At 54.4% G+C, this 19,121-nt stretch carries 12 protein-coding genes; 6 read left to right on the top strand and 6 right to left on the bottom strand.

The features are described from left to right. Positions 1 to 59: 59 nt before the first annotated feature. A complete protein-coding gene (gene pabB, locus ACCI51_RS07945) occupies positions 60 to 1,391 on the bottom strand; it encodes an aminodeoxychorismate synthase component I (RefSeq protein WP_371843217.1) in 1,332 nt (443 codons plus the stop codon). An 84-nt stretch (positions 1,392 to 1,475) separates the two neighbouring features. Beyond that, a complete protein-coding gene (ppsR, locus tag ACCI51_RS07940) occupies positions 1,476 to 2,303 on the bottom strand; it encodes a posphoenolpyruvate synthetase regulatory kinase/phosphorylase PpsR (protein WP_299581068.1) in 828 nt (275 codons plus the stop codon). 198 nt (positions 2,304 to 2,501) lie between these two features. Here ppsR and ppsA point away from each other — a divergent pair, with 198 nt between their 5' ends. The 3 genes from ppsA to rraA all read left to right on the top strand — a co-directional run bounded on the left by ppsA (position 2,502) and on the right by rraA (position 6,479). Continuing rightward, a complete protein-coding gene (gene ppsA, locus ACCI51_RS07935; protein WP_371843216.1) occupies positions 2,502 to 4,865 on the top strand; it encodes a phosphoenolpyruvate synthase in 2,364 nt (787 codons plus the stop codon). Between the two features lie 519 nt (positions 4,866 to 5,384). Further along, positions 5,385 to 5,867, top strand: a complete 483-nt coding sequence (locus ACCI51_RS07930) for a L,D-transpeptidase (RefSeq protein ID WP_299581074.1) — start codon at positions 5,385 to 5,387, stop codon at positions 5,865 to 5,867. Between the two features lie 132 nt (positions 5,868 to 5,999). Further along, positions 6,000 to 6,479 carry a ribonuclease E activity regulator RraA gene (gene rraA / locus ACCI51_RS07925; protein ID WP_299581077.1) on the top strand — a complete coding sequence of 160 codons (480 nt, stop codon included), beginning with the start codon at positions 6,000 to 6,002 and terminating at the stop codon, positions 6,477 to 6,479. A gap of 83 nt (positions 6,480 to 6,562) precedes the next feature. Here rraA and ACCI51_RS07920 read toward each other — a convergent pair whose 3' ends face one another. Next, positions 6,563 to 7,999, bottom strand: coding sequence for a di-heme oxidoredictase family protein (locus tag ACCI51_RS07920; protein ID WP_299581080.1), 1,437 nt, complete (start codon positions 7,997 to 7,999; stop codon positions 6,563 to 6,565). A gap of 267 nt (positions 8,000 to 8,266) precedes the next feature. On the opposite strand from ACCI51_RS07920, the gene ACCI51_RS07915 reads away from it, so the two are divergent. Next, positions 8,267 to 10,501, top strand: a complete 2,235-nt coding sequence (locus tag ACCI51_RS07915) for an acyl-CoA dehydrogenase (protein WP_299581083.1) — start codon at positions 8,267 to 8,269, stop codon at positions 10,499 to 10,501. Positions 10,502 to 10,525: 24 nt separating this feature from the next. Then, positions 10,526 to 12,733, top strand: a complete 2,208-nt coding sequence (locus ACCI51_RS07910; protein WP_371843215.1) for an acetyl-CoA hydrolase/transferase C-terminal domain-containing protein — start codon at positions 10,526 to 10,528, stop codon at positions 12,731 to 12,733. A gap of 4 nt (positions 12,734 to 12,737) precedes the next feature. Here ACCI51_RS07910 and pta read toward each other — a convergent pair whose 3' ends face one another. From pta to ACCI51_RS07895, 3 genes are all read right to left on the bottom strand, one after another. After that, a complete protein-coding gene (pta, locus tag ACCI51_RS07905) occupies positions 12,738 to 14,903 on the bottom strand; it encodes a phosphate acetyltransferase (protein WP_371843214.1) in 2,166 nt (721 codons plus the stop codon). A 2-nt stretch (positions 14,904 to 14,905) separates the two neighbouring features. Beyond that, positions 14,906 to 16,114, bottom strand: coding sequence for an acetate kinase (locus ACCI51_RS07900; protein ID WP_371843213.1), 1,209 nt, complete (start codon positions 16,112 to 16,114; stop codon positions 14,906 to 14,908). 262 nt (positions 16,115 to 16,376) lie between these two features. Further along, positions 16,377 to 17,975 carry an isocitrate lyase gene (locus tag ACCI51_RS07895; protein ID WP_371843212.1) on the bottom strand — a complete coding sequence of 533 codons (1,599 nt, stop codon included), beginning with the start codon at positions 17,973 to 17,975 and terminating at the stop codon, positions 16,377 to 16,379. Positions 17,976 to 18,089: 114 nt separating this feature from the next. Between ACCI51_RS07895 and ACCI51_RS07890 the strand changes: the two genes are divergently transcribed. Then, the gene (locus ACCI51_RS07890) at positions 18,090 to 19,025 is read left to right on the top strand and encodes a LysR family transcriptional regulator (RefSeq protein WP_299581098.1); all 936 of its coding nucleotides are present in this window, start codon (positions 18,090 to 18,092) and stop codon (positions 19,023 to 19,025) included. Positions 19,026 to 19,121 lie beyond the last annotated feature (96 nt).

The following is a 19,121-nucleotide window of genomic DNA, read 5'->3' as shown; positions in this document are numbered from 1 at the left end:
GACTACAGAAATGCCCGCCAGAAAGGTAACTTGAAGATAGATTCCGGCGAGTGAGTTGATCAGTGCAGGAATTGCTCGGCAGTTTCCAGCAGCAGGCGTACTTTGGCCAGGCACTCGTTGTATTCTGCCGCGGGGTCGGAGTCGGCGACGATACCGCCTCCCGCTGCGCAGGTCATACGGCCGTTACTGGCACTGAACGTGCGAATGGCGATATTGGTGTCGGCGCGGCCGCAGCTGCTGATATAACCGATACTGCCACAATAAATACCCCTGGGGCTGCTCTCCAATTCGCGGATCACTTCCATCGAACGGCGCTTGGGGGCCCCGGTAATTGAGCCACCGGGAAAACAGGCCGCTAGGAGATCACTGTAGGAGGCGTCCCCGTGTATCTCGCCGGTCACGACACTCACCAGGTGGTGAACATTGGCAAAGCTGGCCAGTTGAAATAGTTCAGGCACCCGCACGCTGCCACTGCGGCACAGTTTGCTGAAGTCATTGCGAAGCAGGTCGACAATCATCAGGTTTTCCGCGCGATCTTTTGGGCTTTTCTGCAAAGTAAATGCGGCGCGCTGGTCTTCTATTGGATCGGATACCCGGGCAGCGGTGCCTTTAATGGGCTCGGTGCGCAAGCTGTCGCCATCGGCGCGGATAAAGCGCTCTGGCGATAAGCTCAAGAGGCTGCCTTGGGGCAGTTCCATATAAGCAGAAAAGGGGCCCGCAACCCGCTGGCGCAGCGCGAGGTAAACACTAAAAAGGTCCCCCTCATAGGGCGCGCTGAAGCGCTGAGTGAAGTTTGCCTGGTACACATCCCCAGCCGCAATGTATTCGAGGATGCGCTCGATACGCTTCCGGTAGTCTCTTGCGTCGAGTTCGTGGGCAAACGGGGCCAACAGGCGAAAAGCCTTAGGTGTCAGCGAACGCTCCCACTGCACCGCTTTAAAACGGTCGATAAGTTCTCGAACTTGCCGGGGCGGACAGGCCGGATGGAACACCAGATGGCTACTGCCCAGTTGGTGGTCGGCGATAAATGCCCAGCTGTAGAGGCCAAAGAAACCCGCGGGCAGATCTGTCGCGCGGGTGTCGGCTGACAGGTAGTTACCTTCTCCGCCCAACTCATAGCCTGCAAAACCAATGACCCCACCACAAAAGGGAAGCTGAGAATCCCGTTCCTGCGGGCAGAGCTCGCAGGTTAGATCATCCAGTTGGGAGAAGGGCTCTGGACTGTTAGCGGTCAACGCCAGGGTGCTGAGGGGGTCGGCGCTGATTATGTCGTAGCGCCCGCCACTGCTGAGTGGGCGGCCGCTATCGAGCCAGACTGGTGCGGGTAGATCCGCTACCGCCTGGAAAGCTGCTGCTGAGTTGAGTGAGTAGGGTAGGGAGACTATTTGCATATCAAAACACGGCAGTCTGGAAGACGGCGCACACTACACATTTTGACGCGGTGTGAAAAGGGCGCGTGGCCCTTTAGTCAATCCTTAGTCAATTCTTCGCTCGATACCTGCCTGGGACATTAGGCGGGTGGCGAGCTCCTCCACGGAAAGCTGGGTAGCATTGAGGAAGGGCACCTGAGCCCGCCTCAGCATCTGTTCGACCTGTCGTACCTCAAATTCGCACTGTTCTTTAGAAGCGTAGCGGCTGTTGGCGCGCCTTTCCTGTCGAATCTGCATCAATCGTTTCGGATCAATGGTGAGACCGAACAGTTTGCGATGATAGGGGCGCAGTATCTTCGGTAGAGTGGTGGAGTCCATATCCTCTTCGGTGATGGGATAGTTGGCCGCACGCAGGCCAAACTGCAGGGCAAGGTATAGGCAGGTGGGGGTTTTACCGGAGCGGGAAACGCCGAGTAATATCACATCGGCCTGTTCGAATTCGCTGATACGGCGGCCATCGTCATTATCGATAGCAAAGTGCACCGCATCGATACGCTCGCTGTAGCGCCGGTTGTCGGCGATACCGTGGGAGGCGTTGACGGTTTGGGTGGGATCACACCCAAATAAATTGGCCAGGGGTGTCAGGTAGTTCTCAAATACATCCAGCATCAGGGCAGAGCTTTGGTGCAGCTGATCACGAATCCGGTCGGAAACGATACTGGTAATAATAATGGGCTGAAGGCCCGATTCCTGCGCGGTCCGCTCTATACGCTGGAGTGCCTGCTGGACTTTTTCGCTGGAGTCGATATAGGGCAGGGTCACCTGCTCGACATGCTGGTCCTGAAACTGCGCCAACAGACTGTGGCCAATGGCCTCCACGGTGAGACCGGTTCCATCGGAAATAAAAAAGGCGGTGCGTTTATCTTTTGCCATGCTTTTTCTCTGTCTGTTGGCGGGTGCTGCTGAGAGGCCGCTAGTATAGGGGCGGCGGGCCAAAAGGTCTTACCTTCGTGCGGTTGTCATTTTTTGTAGAAAATTTACAACATATTGGCCATTTTTTCTGGGCTATTTTTTACAAGACTCATCCTTATAATCAGCGCCCAACAAAACCTGATTTCAGAGGGGCTTCACTTGACGAATTTCACCATCGACTTTGCAAAACTGGGAATGGACGATGTCGATAAGGTCGGCGGTAAAAACGCATCGCTCGGCGAGATGATCTCATCTCTGGCCGGTGCTGGTGTGAGTGTACCGGGCGGCTTTGCAACCACAGCGGATGCCTTCCGGGCATTCCTCGTCCACGAACAGTTGGAGCAGCGCATTGCCGAGCGTCTGAAAGGGCTGGATGTTGGCGATGTTACAGAGCTTGCGAAGGCTGGTGACGAGATCCGTAACTGGATCTTGCAGACCCCCTTTCCCGCACAGCTGGAAAAAGAAATCCGCGAAGGTTACGAGGCCCTGGGGGGCGGTGCTACCGCTGTTGCGGTGCGCTCCTCTGCAACCGCGGAAGACCTGCCCGATGCCTCTTTTGCCGGCCAGCAGGAAACTTTCCTGAATATCCGTGGAATCGATGCGGTTCTACAGGCTGTGAAAGAAGTGTTTGCTTCCCTCTACAACGACCGCGCTATCGCTTACCGAGTGCATACCGGTTATGCGGATGTGGGCGTGGCCCTGTCTGCGGGCATCCAGCACATGGTGCGTAGTGAAACCGGCGCCGCTGGTGTGATGTTTACCCTCGATACCGAGAGTGGGTTCCGCGATGTTATTTTTATCACTGCGGCCTTTGGTCTGGGAGAGACGGTCGTTCAGGGTGCGGTGAACCCCGATGAGTTCTACCTTTACAAACCCGCCCTGGATGCGGGCCGTCCGGCTATTCTGCGTCGTAATCGCGGCAGCAAGGCCATCAAGATGGTGTACGACCAGAGTGGTGAGTGCGGGCGCTCCGTAAAAACTGTCGAAGTTGCAGAAGAAGACCGTCAGCGTTTTGCCCTCAATGATGAAGAGCTGACCAGTCTGGCTGTGCAGGCGCGCAAGATCGAAGAGCACTACGGCCGCCCGATGGATATCGAGTGGGCCAAAGACGGTGACACCGGCAAGCTGTTTATCGTACAGGCGCGTCCGGAAACCGTGCGTTCTCGCGATCAGGGTACCAGTATTGAACGCTATAGCCTACAAGAGCGCAGCGAGGTGCTGTGCGAGGGGCGTGCAATCGGCCAGCGTATCGGTGCCGGCCGTGTGCGCAAGTTGAAGTCCGTAGAAGATATGGCGGCGATGCAGGATGGTGAAGTCCTGGTAACCGATATGACTGACCCCGACTGGGAGCCCGTTCTAAAGAAGGCCAGCGCAATTGTCACCAATCGCGGCGGCCGTACCTGTCACGCGGCAATTATTGCCCGTGAATTGGGAATTCCCGCAGTGGTTGGTTGCGGAAACGCCACCGAACTTCTGGAAAACGGCACTCCGGTAACGGTGTCCTGCGCTGAGGGTGATACCGGTTTCGTAATGTCTGGAGAACTGGATTTCCAGCGTGAGGAGACCGAAGTCGCCGAAATGCCAGATCTGCCCTTCAAGATCATGCTCAATGTGGGCAATCCGGATCGCGCTTTTGCCTTCAGCCACCTGCCCAATCAGGGGGTTGGCCTCGCGCGTTTGGAGTTTATTCTGAACCGCATGATCGGCATCCACCCCAAAGCCCTGCTGGATCTGGATAAGCTACCGGAAGACCTGCAGCAGAATATACGCGAGCGCATCGGTGGCTACGCATCACCGGAAGACTTCATTGTTGAGAAACTGGTGGAAGGTATCGCTACCCTCGCGGCAGCGTTTGCCCCCAATCGCGTGATCGTGCGTCTATCGGACTTTAAGTCCAACGAGTACGCACACCTGGTGGGCGGACAGTTGTACGAGCCCAGCGAAGAGAACCCGATGCTCGGTTTCCGCGGTGCGGCTCGTTACCGCTCCGAAGATTTTCGTCAGTGCTTTGCTCTGGAATGTCGCGCGCTGAAGAAAGTGCGTGATGAGATGGGCTTGACCAATGTGGAAATCATGGTGCCCTTCGTGCGCACGCCGGAAGAGGCCGAAGAGGTTGTCGGTCTGCTCGCCGAAAACGGCCTTCGCCGTGGAGAGGGTGGCCTGAAGGTCATCATGATGTGTGAGCTGCCCTCCAACGCACTTCTGGCTGAGGAATTCCTACAGCACTTTGACGGTTTTTCTATCGGTTCCAATGACCTGACTCAGCTCACTCTGGGCCTGGATCGGGATTCCGGTCTGGTGGCCGACCTGTTTGACGAGCGCAATCCGGCTGTGAAAGCACTGTTGTCCCGCGCTATTCAGGCTTGTAAGAAAGCGGGTAAGTACGTGGGTATCTGTGGTCAGGGCCCCTCTGACCACAAAGACTTTGCTCGCTGGTTGATGGACGAGGGGATCGATAGTGTTTCCCTGAATCCCGATACGGCCGTAGATACCTGGCTATTCCTGGCGAACGAAGAAGCCTAATTTTCCTCTAAAGGCGGCCCCAGTGGGCCGCTTTCCTATCTCATGGTTGCTCTGGCCTCCTAGAATTTTTTTTGCATGGGCCAATGCGTCTTTGCTGGAAATTTAGACCCCTGTTGCGGCATTCCCCAATTACCCCGAAATTTATCCTGCATTTTTGTGTGTGATATTTGTGCATCACACCCTACCTAAAAAGTTCAAACCTCTATGGCTCCCCATCGAGAGAAGAAATCATTCTAAGTTTTTACGCCTGCCTCAATAGAATCCAAAGAGTCCTGAGGCAGCGCATTAACAAAAATACTCCGCGCAATTTGCTTTGGTGCTGATTCACCTGTTGGGGATATTTCCCTCGGTGTTGAAGTTCAAGTGGTATCGGTTCGGCTGTTTTCCTTACCGCCCACTTTGGCAGAGCAGAAAAAATTGTTGAGGTGAGCTATGCATACGAGCAGACAGTTACAAGTCCCGATTTTTCATATATTTCTGATGTTGTGCCTTCTGGCATTTCTCGCAGTACCCCCTGCAATGGCCAAGCCACGAGGCGGTAATTGGTTTGATGACCGAGCCGCAGCCCGCGGAGGGAGCCCATCGATCAGAATTGATTTGAGTGAGCAGCGCGCCTACCTCTACAAGGGGGGTAAGTTGGTCGGGGTATCACGAATATCCTCAGGCAAGCGAGGCTATAGCACACGGCCTGGGCATTTCCGTGTGCTCTCCAAACACCCAAATCATCGCTCTTCGATTTACGGTAGCTATGTGGATAGACGCACGGGCCGTGTGGTTAGGTCCAATGTAAACACCCGCAAGCATCGCCGTCCTTCCGGTACGGTATATCGCGGTGCAAAAATGAATAATTACATCCGTTTCAACGGTGGTATTGGCTTACACGCTTCGGGCCATGTACCCGGATATCCCGCCTCCCATGGTTGTGTACGCATGCCGCCGCATATGGCGAGTAAGTTTTACCGACATGTGCGTGTAGGCACTCCGGTTCGCGTCACACACTAAACAGTTTTGTAGCAGCGAAGCCTTAGCCGGGTATTATCAATAGGGGTGATACCCGGTATTTTTTTGTCCGCCTGCCACCAGAGTAACAGTACCGCTATCATAATTTTTTTAAGGAAGCTTGCGAGAGAGATTATGTCAATTTCAACACCTGATTTGTGTGATGCCCACGGCGATGCGGTACAAGTAGTCGAACCTATGTTTATTAATTATGGTGGCCGTGAGCGTTTTGGCGGGCAAATCGTAACTATCAAATGCTTCGAGGATAATTCCCTGGTCCGTGAGCTAGTGGCGGAGCCGGGGCAGGGCAAGGTTTTGGTAGTCGATGCAGGGGGCTCTATGCGCCGTGCATGCCTGGGAGATATGCTCGCCGAAAAAGCGGTAGCCAATGGTTGGGAGGGGATTTTGATGTATGGCTGTATCCGCGATGTTGACCAGATCTCAGCTTTGAATCTGGGAGTCCAGGCCCTGGGTACACACCCCATGAAAACTGAAAAAAAGGGGATCGGCGAACGGGATCTGGCAGTGACTTTCGGTGGGGTGACATTCCGCCCGGGCGATTATCTGTATGGGGACAACAACGGTATCATTGTTGCTCAACAATCTTTAGTGTGAAATAAATTTTTAATAAGAACTTACCGAGTGAAAATGCCCGCAGGTAATTTGCGACTCCACAGGCATTTTCCTCGCGGCACTTCCTAGCGATTGATTAAATCAGAGACTGGATCTCTGGGCATTCTCAGAGACATCAGAAAATACAGAATTTTGTTTTTGTCATCGTCACTGAGGTTGTTGAAATTTTGGGCCGCATAACCGGCTTCGCTACCGGGATTATCGTGCAGCAGAATAGCTTCAACCAGGGTGAGTGCCCGGCCATCGTGCATATAGGGCGCCGTATCCGCAACCCCCCATAAGCGCGCGGTGATAAATTCCCTGTTTTGCACTTCATCCTGGAAGAAGGCTGTTTCAGCCAGCGCTATACCCATATCATGTCGCTTGAGATCTGAGAACATCTGGACTTCAATTCCAGCCCCAAAAATGGACTTGAAGATCGTGGGTGGTTTGCTCAGGTCCACCTCATAGAAGGTATCTTCGAAGGGAGTGTGTGGGGAGCCGGTTAGTTTAAAAGGTAACTTTCTGCGTTCCGTCGTCATAACGGGACGATGACAGTCGGCGCAGCCTATCTCATTGAATAACCTGAAACCGTTAGTGTTTTTTGAGGACTCTATTTGGAATGGGCGATCCAGAGTCGCAACAAAGATACTGAGTGCAGAGAGATCGCCGACAGAGATTTCATTGGTGACGCCATCTTTATCAAAATCGGCATCCGCGCCACCAAACTTCTCCGTCGCCTGCATCCCCATATGGAAGACCAGGGCGTTTAAACCAAACTCACGGGCTGAGGCATTATCCCCTTTCCTGCCAAAAGGTCGCACGACTAAGTCTTCATCGACACCTTGAACATTGCTGGTGTCCAGGTTGCCATGCTCATCAGCAGCGATAGTGCCAAAATTAACGGATTTTGTATCCAGGTTGACAATCACTCCGGGGTTGTCCAGGGCATACTGCTTGAGATGCTGAAGATCTTCGGTCATTTCCCTAGCCACTAATTCGATGCCCCCAGAACCAAATAAAAAGAGGGGGTTGATCAGGCGACCGTTATATTCGGCAGTCCCATCGAAGTCTTCGTCAATCACATCGATATTTACCGGACGAAGCATTGCACTGGTGCTAAAGCCACCACCGCCGCCAATACCGAGGGTGGCTGGCACTGTGCGGTTGCTGACGATGCTATGGCACTCGAGGCAGTTTTGAGAATCGAGTCCATTTACCCTCAGGTAGGTGCCATTGCCCTGTAAGGTTGGCCTGTTGCCGGACTCGGCCGAGTTATTATCTGGCTCGGAGCTGTCGTGCTCGCCATCCCCATAACCATCCTGGCGATTAAATGGGGTGCTAAAGATAAGCAGTCCAGCTTTGCGAATTTCATCCAGGGTCAGCTCGCCCTCGACTATCTGCCCTTGAGTAATTCTGTCTTCCGGGGCTAAGCGGGGGCCTTCTCCCGCCAGGTTGGCGAAGAGTAGGGTGGGTGATAGCAGGCCGACAACGACAACCGAATTCATTAGAGTCAGCTTCATATGAGCATCCTAATTCAATGCTTTACATCAATAGATCCTGATCTTCACTGGCGGCGTCCATTCCATTTTTTTAAATATAGGTAGTTTTTCTTAGGGATATGACGACAAGTGGCGCCTATTACATCTTATCGGTGTTTAAACGATAGGATCTCCTGGGCGCCGGCTCTTTTATTCCATTCGTTGCCTATCATTGTGTTTTGATAACTCTCAATGGCCTGTGGGAAATGGCAGGGTATTTCGCCGATACTGCAGCTACAGAAGGTAAAAATGAGCGAGTTGCGTAAGAAGTTCTTTACCAAACCTCTTCTGAACATTATTAAGAGGGTTTTGCCGCCAATTTCTCAAACTGAGCGTGAGGCCATGGAGGCCGGTGAAGTTTGGTGGGATGCCCAGCTACTTTCGGGCAAGCCAGACTGGAAGCAACTGCTGGATATGGGCCCGCCGGAACTGAATGAGGAGGAGCAGGCCTTCGTGGATGGCCCCGCTGAAGAACTCTGTAAGATGGTGAACGACTGGCAGATCAGTTTTGTCGATCACGATATCCCTGAGCATGTTTGGGCCTTTCTGCGCAAGAACCGCTTCTTTGGCATCATTATCCCCAAAAAATACGGCGGCCTCGGCTTTTCCCCTACTGCGCATGCTGAAATTGTCACCAAAATTTCTACACGCAGTAACACTGTGGGGGTGACGGTCATGGTGCCCAACTCGCTGGGACCGGGGGAGTTGTTACTAGCCCACGGGACCCAGGAGCAGAAGGATTTTTATTTGCCTAGGCTCGCCGATGGCACTGATATTCCCTGTTTTGCCCTCACCAGCCCCCAGGCGGGCTCCGATGCCGCATCCATGATTGATCGCGGTGAGGTCTGCTATGGAGAGCACAAAGGGGAGAAGGTCCTGGGTATGCGTGTTAATTGGCATAAGCGCTACATCACCCTGGGGCCAGTGGCTACTATATTGGGGCTCGCTTTCAAGCTCTACGATCCAGAGCATATCCTCGGTGATAAAGAGGAACTGGGGATCACAGTGGCTTTGGTACCTACTGATACCGAGGGCGTTACTATCGGCCAGCGCCACCTTCCCGCCATGCAGTCGTTCCAGAATGGTCCCAACTGGGGCAAGGACGTCTTTATTCCCATGGAGTGGATTATCGGCGGCCAGGACAATGTCGGGAAGGGGTGGGAAATGCTGATGAGCGCCCTGGCGGCGGGGCGGGGTATTTCCCTACCTTCACTCTCCACTGGCGGCGCGAAAATGGCGGCCAGGGCCACTGGTGCTTATGCGCGTATTCGCGAGCAATTTAATATGCCCGTGGGGCGTTTCGAAGGGGTTCAGCGGCGTTTGGCAGAGATTGCCGCTATCGCCTTTGTGCTCGATAGCGCTCACAAAACTACCACCAGGGCGCTGGATGATGGGCTCAAGCCGGCAGTGATTACCGCAATCATGAAAGCCAGTGCTACGGGTGGACTGCGCCAGGCGATCGATGATGCTATGGATATTCATGCGGGCAAGGCGATAATGGACGGCCCGATGAATTACCTGGGCAATGCCTATCGCGCGGTGCCCGTGGCGATTACGGTGGAGGGGGCCAACCTCTTGACTCGCAGCTTGATGATCTTTGGTCAGGGGGCAATACGCTGTCACCCGTATCTACTCGATGAAATGCTCGCGGCAGAAAATCCCGATGAAGAGGAGGGCCTGGAGCAACTGGATAACCTTCTCCCGAAGCATATGTGGTTCCAGATCAAGACCTTGTTTCGGGGCGTATTCCACGGGTGGACAGTGGGGCTCTTTGCCAGTAGTCCTCGCAATGTGGGCGGCGCAGCCAAGTATTTCCGCCAAATTAATCGCTATTCCGCTGTGCTTACGCTAGTGACAGAATTCTCCCTGATGACACTGGGGGGGGAATTAAAAAGAAAAGAACTGATTTCTTCCCGCCTTGGCGATGTGCTTAGTCAGTTGTACTTGCTCAGTTGCACGCTCAAGCGTTTCTATGACGATGGTAACCCCAAGGATGATTTGCCGCTGTTGGAGTTCGCTATGCGCGATGGCCTGTACAAAATTGAAGTTGAACTCCTGGAGGTTTTTCACAATTTCCCGCGCCCATTTTTTGGTCAGTTGATGCACTTCCTGACCATGCCTTGGGGGCATAGTATCCATACCGCATCGGACCGTCAGGCACGGGCCTGTGCCGAACTGTTGTTGAACCCGTCCAAAACCCGGGACCGCCTCACTCGTGGTGTCTTCCTCGGTAACCCCGGCGATGGAATTGATATTGTTGAGCAGGCTTTCAACAAGGTGTGCGCCTCTGAGCGCGCGCGGCAAAAACTGAAGAAAGGTGGTATACGCACTCTTAGCCGCGAGTCTGTGGAGGAGGGGTTACAGCGTAACCTGATCAGCGATGAGGAAGCGGGTGCATTGCGAGAGGCCGCAGATGCGGTGGACAAGGCTATTCAGGTGGATCATTTTGATCACTTAGGAGAGGAGGCGGGAAAAATCGAATAGCCTTGCCTGGGAAGCCAGATATCAATGGGAGCACCCCTCAGCAAAGTCCCGCAGCGCTTTACCAGTGTCGATAAGTGCATCGATACACTTTTGCAACAAGTCGGCAAAAAAATTGTACTGGGATTGCCCCTGGGGCTGGGCAAGGCCAACCACTTCGTTAACGCCCTCTATGCACGCGCAGCCACCGACCCCTCGATTTCCCTCACTATATTCACTGCACTGACCCTTGAGCGCCCCAGGGGTAGCAGCGACATCATGCGTCGTTTCGTGCAACCGTTACTGGATCGTCTCTACAGCCACTACCAGGATCTGGGTTATGTGCAGGCGCGTAGCAAGGGGCAGCTTCCGAAAAATATTGAGGTGATCGAATTTTTTATGGAACCCGGCGCACTGCTGGGCAACCGCTACGCGCAGCAACACTATATCAGTGCAAATTATACTCAGGTACCCGCGGATCTTTTGCGCGGGGGGGTTAATGTTATTGCGCAGATGGTGTCACCTTCGCCGGAAGGGGGTAAATACAGTTTGAGCTGTAACCCAGATCTGACTTTGCCACTTTTAAAAATGGCGGAAGAGCGCAAAGAGCCGCCTCTGCTTTTACTGGGTGAGGTCAATCCCCAGTTGCCTTACATGGTCGGTAGTAGTGAACTTGCCGAAGCGGAGTTCGATTTTTTGCTCGAAGGGAAAGCCTTCGATACCCCCCTTTTTGCGGCGCCCGCGATGCCGGTGAGCTTTACCGAATACGCGATCGCTTTCCATGTCGCCAGCCTGATCGCCGATGGTGGTACTTTGCAAGTGGGCATCGGGGCGCTGGGCGATGCAGTTTGCCATGCGCTGCGCTTGCGACAGACAGAGAATGCGCTCTACACGCGACTACTTGAATCGCTCAGCGGAGTACGCCTTGCCGCTTACCGGGAAAACCTACCCCTGCAAAAAGTACCGTTTCAACAGGGGCTTTATGGAGCCAGTGAAATGGTTCCCCATGGCTTTTTGCATTTGCGCAGGGCGGGAATTCTGATCCGTGAAGTTTTTGGGGATAGGGCATTACAGGAGCTGCTCGATTCTGATGCTATTACCCACACCGTCAATGAGGAAACCCTGCTTGCGCTTAAAAAATGTGGCCGTATCCACTGCCCGCTCACCCCGGAGGATACGAAGTTCTTGCAGCGCTTTGGCATTGTCGATGAGAGCTATAGTTGGCGCGGCCACAAGTTACTGACACCGGATGGCGAGGAGGAGGAGTGCGACCTCCACAGTGAGCACGGCCGCCGGCGCCTCATCGGTGGCTGCCTGAATCAGAAGCTGAAGGGTGGCATTTGGCTTCATGGCGGTTTTTACCTCGGCCCTGAAGTGATGTACCGGGAATTGCGTGACCTGGCTCCAGCAGAGCGGGCCGGTATCGATATGACGTCAATCGGGTTCACCAATGACCTATACGATCAGTTGGCGCTGAAACAGGCCCAGAGAAAACATGCGCGTTTTGTCAACTCTGCCATGATGGTCACCCTCGGCGGGGCGGCCGTTTCCGATGGATTGGTGGACAATCAAGTAGTGAGTGGTGTCGGCGGGCAGTACAATTTTGTGGCCCAAGCTTTCGCCCTGTCCGGTGCTCGTTCGATTATTGCGCTGCCCAGTACTCGCGTTCGCGATGGAACCTGTGAGAGTAATATTGTGTGGGAATACCCCCACACAACCATACCCAGGCACCTGCGCGATATTGTGGTTACCGAATACGGAGCGGTGGATCTGCGCGGTAAAACAGACCGGGATGTAATGGTCTCGATGCTGAGTATTTGCGATGCGCAATTCCAGGCGGTATTGCTGGAGCAGGCAAAACATGCGGGCAAGATCGAAAAAGACTTTAATATTCCCGCTGAGTTTAATCAAAATACGCCGGAACATATTGCCGAAACTTTCTCTGATGAGAAATCTCTAGCGATGTTGCCTTACTATCCTCTGGGGACCGATTTTACCGATGACGAGGGGCTGCTTGCCGTTGCGTTACAGCAGCTGCGGGCGGCAGATCGCAGCTGGTGGCGAATGCTGGTAGCGGTGATCAAAGGGCGCAAGGTCTGGCGCGACAAATCTGATAAATTGACGTACCTACAGCGCTGCCTGGAACGAATGGGTTGTGATCATCCTGCCACTTATGAGCATCGTCTGGAGGCCTATATGATTGCCGCCGCGTTGTATCAGTATATCGATCCCCGTCGCCCCCTCAGTTGGGAGTAAGCGGTTATTTGTTTTTCTGATCCTGTTGTCGCAGCTGGGCCTGAATGGCAGTGAGCGCAATGGTGTAAACAATATCGTCGACTAAAGCACCACGAGAAAGGTCATTCACCGGTTTTCGTAGCCCCTGCAGCATGGGACCAATACTGACTAAATCTGCACTGCGCTGCACCGCTTTATAAGTGGTATTGCCGGTATTCAGATCGGGGAAAATAAACACAGTCGCATGCCCGGCTACAGGGCTGTCCGGCGCTTTTTGTTCGGCCACATTTTCTATCAGTGCCGCATCGTATTGCAGCGGTCCATCAATTATCAATTCCGGTCTTCTTTGTCTAGCAATTTGGGTGGCTTCACGGACTTTATCTACGTCGGAGCCTGTTCCCGACGTGCCGGTGGAGTAACTGATCATCGCCACGCGTGGTTCGATACCAAACGCCGCAGCGGAGTCCGCCGACTGTATCGCGATCGAGGCCAGCTGGCGCGCATTGGGATCTGGATTAATGGCGCAGTCCCCGTAAACCAATACTTGATCGGGCAGAAGCATAAAGAAAATCGACGATACCAATTCCTCACCCGGTGCCGCCTTGATTAATTGCAGGGCGGGGCGGATGGTATTGGCTGTGGTGTGAATAGCGCCCGATACCAATCCATCTACCTCGTCCAGTGCCAGCATCATGGTGCCCAGCACCACATTGTCCCGGAGCTGCTCTTTGGCAACCACTTGGGTGAGCCCTTTACTTTTACGCAGAGTCACCATCGGCTCTATATAGTTCTCACGCACATCCTCTGGGTTGATGATCTCAACGTTGTTATTGAGTTTCAGGCCCTGTTGCTCAGCCACTCTTCCAATGGTTTCGGGCCTCCCCAACAATACGGGCTTTGCAATATCGCGATCTGTACAGGCCAGAGCAGCTCTGATGGTGCGGGGCTCTTCCCCCTCCGGCAGAACAATCCGTTTTGGGGCGCGTCGGGCCAGTTCCGTTAGGTGGTAGCGAAAAGCTGGGGGCGCTATACGGCGCGGGCGCTGAGAAATTTGGGTGAGGGATTTCACCCAATCGTTATCCAGGTGGCTGGCGAAGAAGTCTTGCACCCTGTTTATCCGCTCGCGGTCATCAGCGGGCGTGCGCAGGTTAAAGCTTTGCAGGTCCATGACGGTACGCCAGGTATTGGACTCGACCAGTAGGACTGGCAGGCCGGTCTCCATGGCTGGGGTACAAAGCTTGTGTACACCGGGATCGAGTCGAAAACCCCCAGTCAGGAGCAGGCAACCAATTTTCACTCCGTTCATTGCTGCCAGGCAGGCTCCTGTTACCACATCGGGTCTATCGGCCGATGAGACCAACATGGCTCCCGATGTGAAACGGTGGAGCATATTGGCGAGTGATCGCGAGCAGAAAGTCACACTGTGCAAGCGGCGGCTTTCGAGCTCTCCGCGATTGATCATCTGCGCATCGAAGTGCCGAACGAGATCCAGGGCGCGAGGGGCTAGAAGCTTTGCGTTCCAGGGTATAGCACCAACAATCCGCAAGGGTATCTGGCGGTACAGCGCCTTGCGGTCGATGGCGGCAGCGGGGGGCTCCTGCTGGGCGCCCACAGAGATAAAATGCGCACCCGGTGGGTCAGATACGCGAGTGGGTGCGTCCAGTTTATTGAGAATGCAGCCCACTACCGGGTTGGATGGGCCCCGGCCAAATAAGCGCATCGCAAATTGCAGGCGCTCTTTTAGCTGGTGAATATCCCCTGCATGGGGGCTGGCCACCAAAATCACTTCCGCATCCAAGGTCTTGGCCACCTGGCAGTTCAGTTGGTCGGAGAACTGGTTTAGCCCACTGGGTAAGAGGCCCTCCACCACAATCACTTCCGCTGCCTGAAAGCTGCTGCGGTAGAGGCGCAATATCTTCTCCAGCAATTCTGTGGTCTCTCCCGCTGCAATCATGCTTTCCGCTTGCTGTGCACTGAAAGAGCGGGGAATTTTTAAGCTGGTCGTTTGTCGCAATATCTCTGTGGTTCTCTCGATTGTGCCATCGCGGGAAGGGGGCTCACTCACGGGTTTGAAAAACTGAATTTCCGCTCTGTTACGCTCAAGTGCCCTTATCAGGCCCAGGCTTACCGAGGTGATTCCGACACTGATATCAAGAGGAACCAGCATGAGACTGCGTGCGCTGTGCGACATTCTTATTGCGCCTTGGCCGCGAGGCGGGCGGTGTCGCGGGCGATTACCCAATCTTCCCGAGTGGGAATGACAAAAATATCCGGTGTTCCGATTCTGGAAATTCTTCCCTCCGCCCCAAAGCGGATTTTTTCGTTGCGCTCGGCATCCAGCTGATAGCCCAGTGGAGAGAGCCAGTCTATGGTTTTGCGCCGCACCCAGCTGGAGTTCTCGCCGATGCCACCGGTGAATACCAGGGCATCGAGCCTTTTGAGCGGTACCGTATAGGCGGCGATATATTTGGCCAGTCGGTAGCAGAATATATTCAACGCCAAGCGTGCTCCAGCATGCCCCTTAGCCATGGCTTCTTCCAGTTCGCGACAATCATTACTCAGCTCAGAAATCCCCAGAAGCCCACTTTTGCGGTTTAGGAGAAGCTCGAGTTCCGCTAAGGAGTAGTCTAACGCCTCGCCCAGGTGCAGTAGCAGGCCGGGGTCCAAGTCCCCGCAACGGCTGCCCATCACCAGCCCCTCTAGTGGGGTCAGCCCCATGCTGGTATCCAGGCTTTGCCCGCCTTTAATGGCGCATATGGAGGCGCCATTGCCAAGGTGCCCGGAAATGATGTTGACCTTATCGATGGGCGTCTTCAGCAATTGAGCGCCGCGTTCGGCAATAGAGCGATGACTACTGCCGTGCATGCCGTAGCGGCGGATATGGTGGTCCCGGTAGAGGCTGTAGGGCAGGGCGTATAAATAGGCGTAGTCCGGCATGCTTTGGTGAAAGGCGGTATCGAATACCGCCACTTGTGGCAGTTGCGGGAAGGCTGTTAACGAGGCCTGTATTCCTTGCAGGGCAGCGGGATTGTGTAGCGGCGCCAGTTCACAGCAGTTGCGAATAGCCGATAGGACCTTTGTATCGATCAGGGCGGAGTCGGCAAAGTGCTCACCGCCGTGGACCACTCTGTGACCTATGGCCATAAGGCGTTCTCGAAGGTGAGACCAGGATTCAGCAAAGCGCCCCACCAAGGCCTCGATAATGCTTTCGCAGTCATCGGTGGGGGAGAGCTGCTCGTCTCCCTCCTCATTGTGCTGACGCCATTTCAGTCTTGCGGCAGAGGTGCCCAGGGCTTCGGCCTGGCCATATAAGGATTCTGCGCCATCCGCGGGGTCAATGGCGGAGAACTTCAGCGAGGAGCTGCCGCAGTTGAGGATCAATACAAGGCTTGGGCCGGGCATAGGCTATGCACACTCCAGCAGATATAACCTAAGGCTAGACAATTTGTCGTAAAAATCTTCAGAAAGGGGCTTTGCGGAGAAACAAAAAAGGGCCGCGATTGCGGCCCGGATTCAAAGTGCAGAGATTAAAGCGCAGTTTGCAATAACTGTTCTTCTTCGGCGGAACCATAAACCGCTGGCCGATTTGGCCAAGGGGGGGAGTTCCTGAAGAAAAAGGCGGCTCACGCCGCCTTGAATCTACCTAAAAGGTATAAGAGCGTACTTAGCCGAACTGGTTCATGGTGTTGTCTTTACCAGAAGCTTTCAGGGCAGCTTCACCGGCAAAGTATTCTTTGTGGTCGTCACCGATATCGGAACCGGCCATGTTCTGGTGTTTAACGCAAGCGATACCCTGACGGATTTCCTTGCGCTGTACACCTTTCACGTAGCCCAGCATGCCTTGCTCACCGAAGTACTCTTTGGCCAGGTTGTCGGTGGACAGGGCCGCAGTGTGGTAAGTGGGCAGGGTGATCAGGTGGTGGAAGATACCCGCTTCACGGGCAGCATCTGCTTGGAAGGTGCGGATCTTCTCGTCAGCCGCGGCAGACAGCTCAGAGTCATCGTACTCAGCGCTCATCAGGTTGGCGCGGTCGTAGGCGGAGATATCTTTGCCTTGTTCAGCCCAGGCATCGAATACCTGCTGGCGGAAGTTCAGGGTCCAGTTAAAGGACGGGCTGTTGTTGTAAACCAGCTTCGCATCGGGAACGACTTTGCGGATCTCGTCCATCATGCCGCCGATTTGGCGAACGTGAGGCTTCTCGGTTTCGATCCAAATAAGATCAGCACCGTTTTGCAGGGAGGTGATGCTGTCCAGGATGCAGCGCGCTTCACCGGTACCTTTGCGGAATTGGAACAGGTTGGAAGGCAGACGCTTAGGACGCAGCAGCTTACCTTCGCGGTTGATGACAACGTCGCCATTGGCCAGGTCGGAAGGTGCGATTTCTTCGCAATCCAGGAAGGCGTTGTACTGGTCGCCCAGGTCGCCCGGCTCTTTGGTCACGGCGATTTGCTTGGTCAGGCCGGCACCCAGGGAGTCGGTACGGGCAACGATCACGCCGTTATCTACACCCAGCTCCAGGAACGCGTAACGTACCGCGCGGATCTTGGCGAGGAAGTCTTCGTGGGGAACGGTTACTTTACCGTCCTGGTGGCCACACTGCTTCTCATCGGAAACCTGGTTTTCGATCTGGATACAGCAAGCCCCCGCTTCGATCATCTGCTTGGCCATCAGGTAAGTGGCTTCCGCGTTACCGAAACCGGCATCGATATCGGCGATGATGGGTACAACGTGGGTCTTGTGGTTGTCGATCTTGTCTTGAGCCGCTTTCTCGGCAGCTTTGTCACCGGCGTCGCGGGCGGCGTCCAGCTCGCGGAACAGGTCGTTCAGCTCGCGGGCATCGGCCTGGCGCAGGAAGGTGTACAGCTCGTTGATCAGGTGTGCAACAGAGGTCTTCTCGTGCATGGACTGGTCGGGCAGAGGGCCAAATTCGCTGCGCAGAGCGGCGACCATCCAGCCGGACAGGTACAGGTAGCGGCGATCGGTATTGCCTTCGAAGTGCTTCTTAATAGAAATCATCTTCTGTTGGCCGATAAAACCGTGCCAGCAGCCCAGAGACTGGGTGTACTTGGAGGTGTCCTTGTCGTAGTTCTCCATGTCTGCACGCATGATATTGGCCGTGTACTTGGCAATATCCAGGCCGTTCTTGAATTTGTTCTGGGCGCGCATGCGGGCGACGGATTCGGGATCAATGGCGTCCCAAGAGCCGCTCTTGCTGTCACGGAGCTTAGCTACCGCGTCGATGTCTTGATTGTAAGTGGACATGACAGTGTTTCCTTAAAACGGTGACTGCGATTAGGTGTTGAGTATCTTAGGAGGAGTGGCATAATTTGCCTAATTTATTGATTTTATTTTCACTATCGATTTGGCAAATGTTGTATGCAACTGGAAAGAGCTGACCTGAACCTGCTGGTGTACCTAGATGTGCTATTACGTGAGCGCAATGTCACCCGCGCGGCTAACTACCTTGGGCTGTCCCAACCCGCTATGAGCAATGGCCTCAAACGCTTGCGTGAACTTTTTGACGACCCCCTACTGGTACGCACCCGAGAGGGAATGATGCCCACAGAGCGCGCACTGGAACTCCAGCCGATGGTGCGCGAGGCGCTATCCAGCATCGATCGGGTGATTCAGCCCAACCGGGATTTCGATCCCGCTAATACCCGTCGAACGTTTCGAATTATGGCCAGTGACTATGCGGAATCCACATTGATTCCACCATTGCTCAAGCAGCTGCGGGATAACGCACCGGGCATTAGTCTGGATATCATGACCCCCAGCGATGTGAGTTTTGTGGATGTGGAGCAGGGCAAGGTGGATATGGTCATCAATCGCTTCGACAGCATGCCGCAGAGCTTCCACCAGGCGACGGTATGGCGTGACAGCTTCTCCTGTATCATGCGGGCAGATAACCCAATTCTCGAAGACTACAATCTGCAAAGTTATTTAAAGGCCCAGCATATCTGGGTGAGCAAGACCGGAATGGGCGTTGGTGTGGGGGTTAACCCGGAGGATGTACAGCGCCTTGGCTGGGTGGATGAAGCCATCGGGCAGTTGGGGGAAAAGCGGGATATTTCGGTGTTCACCCGACATTATCAAGTGGCCATGCTGCTGGCGGAGCAGAGCGACTTGATCGTAACAGTACCCACCCGCCTGGCTCAGCTTGCCAGTGATAACCCCAGAGTGGTGCGCCGGGACCCACCACTGGATATTCCACCGCTGGAGCTGAAAATGGCTTGGAGTCCGCTTTTACAGCAGAGCGCGCCACACCGCTGGTTGCGCCGCCTGATCCTGGATATTGGCCGAGCCCTGTAAGTGACCAGCGGGTAAGCGGGCATGTGTCTTGCCGATGAATGGTTAGTTCTTCGAATGAAGTTTCATGCGCCATCCGCATTCATAAAAATTTGATCT

It is taken from the genome of Microbulbifer echini (assembly GCF_041447225.1).
Classification (GTDB): Bacteria; Pseudomonadota; Gammaproteobacteria; order Pseudomonadales; family Cellvibrionaceae; genus Microbulbifer; species Microbulbifer echini.
The sequence above is the reverse complement of the archived record's forward strand: the minus strand, read 5'-3'. Positions and strand labels throughout refer to the sequence as shown.

Bases quoted from the DNA above. Each gene is read 5' to 3' on its own strand.
- pabB (WP_371843217.1), bottom strand. From the start codon at position 1,391: ATGCAAATAGTCTCCCTACCCTACTCACTCAACTCAGCAGCAGCTTTC.
- ppsR (WP_299581068.1), bottom strand. From the start codon at position 2,303: ATGGCAAAAGATAAACGCACCGCCTTTTTTATTTCCGATGGAACCGGT.
- ACCI51_RS07930 (WP_299581074.1), top strand. From the start codon at position 5,385: ATGGCCAAGCCACGAGGCGGTAATTGGTTTGATGACCGAGCCGCAGCC.
- rraA (WP_299581077.1), top strand. From the start codon at position 6,000: ATGTCAATTTCAACACCTGATTTGTGTGATGCCCACGGCGATGCGGTA.
- ACCI51_RS07920 (WP_299581080.1), bottom strand. From the start codon at position 7,999: ATGAAGCTGACTCTAATGAATTCGGTTGTCGTTGTCGGCCTGCTATCA.
- ACCI51_RS07915 (WP_299581083.1), top strand. From the start codon at position 8,267: ATGAGCGAGTTGCGTAAGAAGTTCTTTACCAAACCTCTTCTGAACATT.
- ACCI51_RS07910 (WP_371843215.1), top strand. From the start codon at position 10,526: ATGGGAGCACCCCTCAGCAAAGTCCCGCAGCGCTTTACCAGTGTCGAT.
- pta (WP_371843214.1), bottom strand. From the start codon at position 14,903: ATGTCGCACAGCGCACGCAGTCTCATGCTGGTTCCTCTTGATATCAGT.
- ACCI51_RS07900 (WP_371843213.1), bottom strand. From the start codon at position 16,114: ATGCCCGGCCCAAGCCTTGTATTGATCCTCAACTGCGGCAGCTCCTCG.
- ACCI51_RS07895 (WP_371843212.1), bottom strand. From the start codon at position 17,975: ATGTCCACTTACAATCAAGACATCGACGCGGTAGCTAAGCTCCGTGAC.
- ACCI51_RS07890 (WP_299581098.1), top strand. From the start codon at position 18,090: ATGCAACTGGAAAGAGCTGACCTGAACCTGCTGGTGTACCTAGATGTG.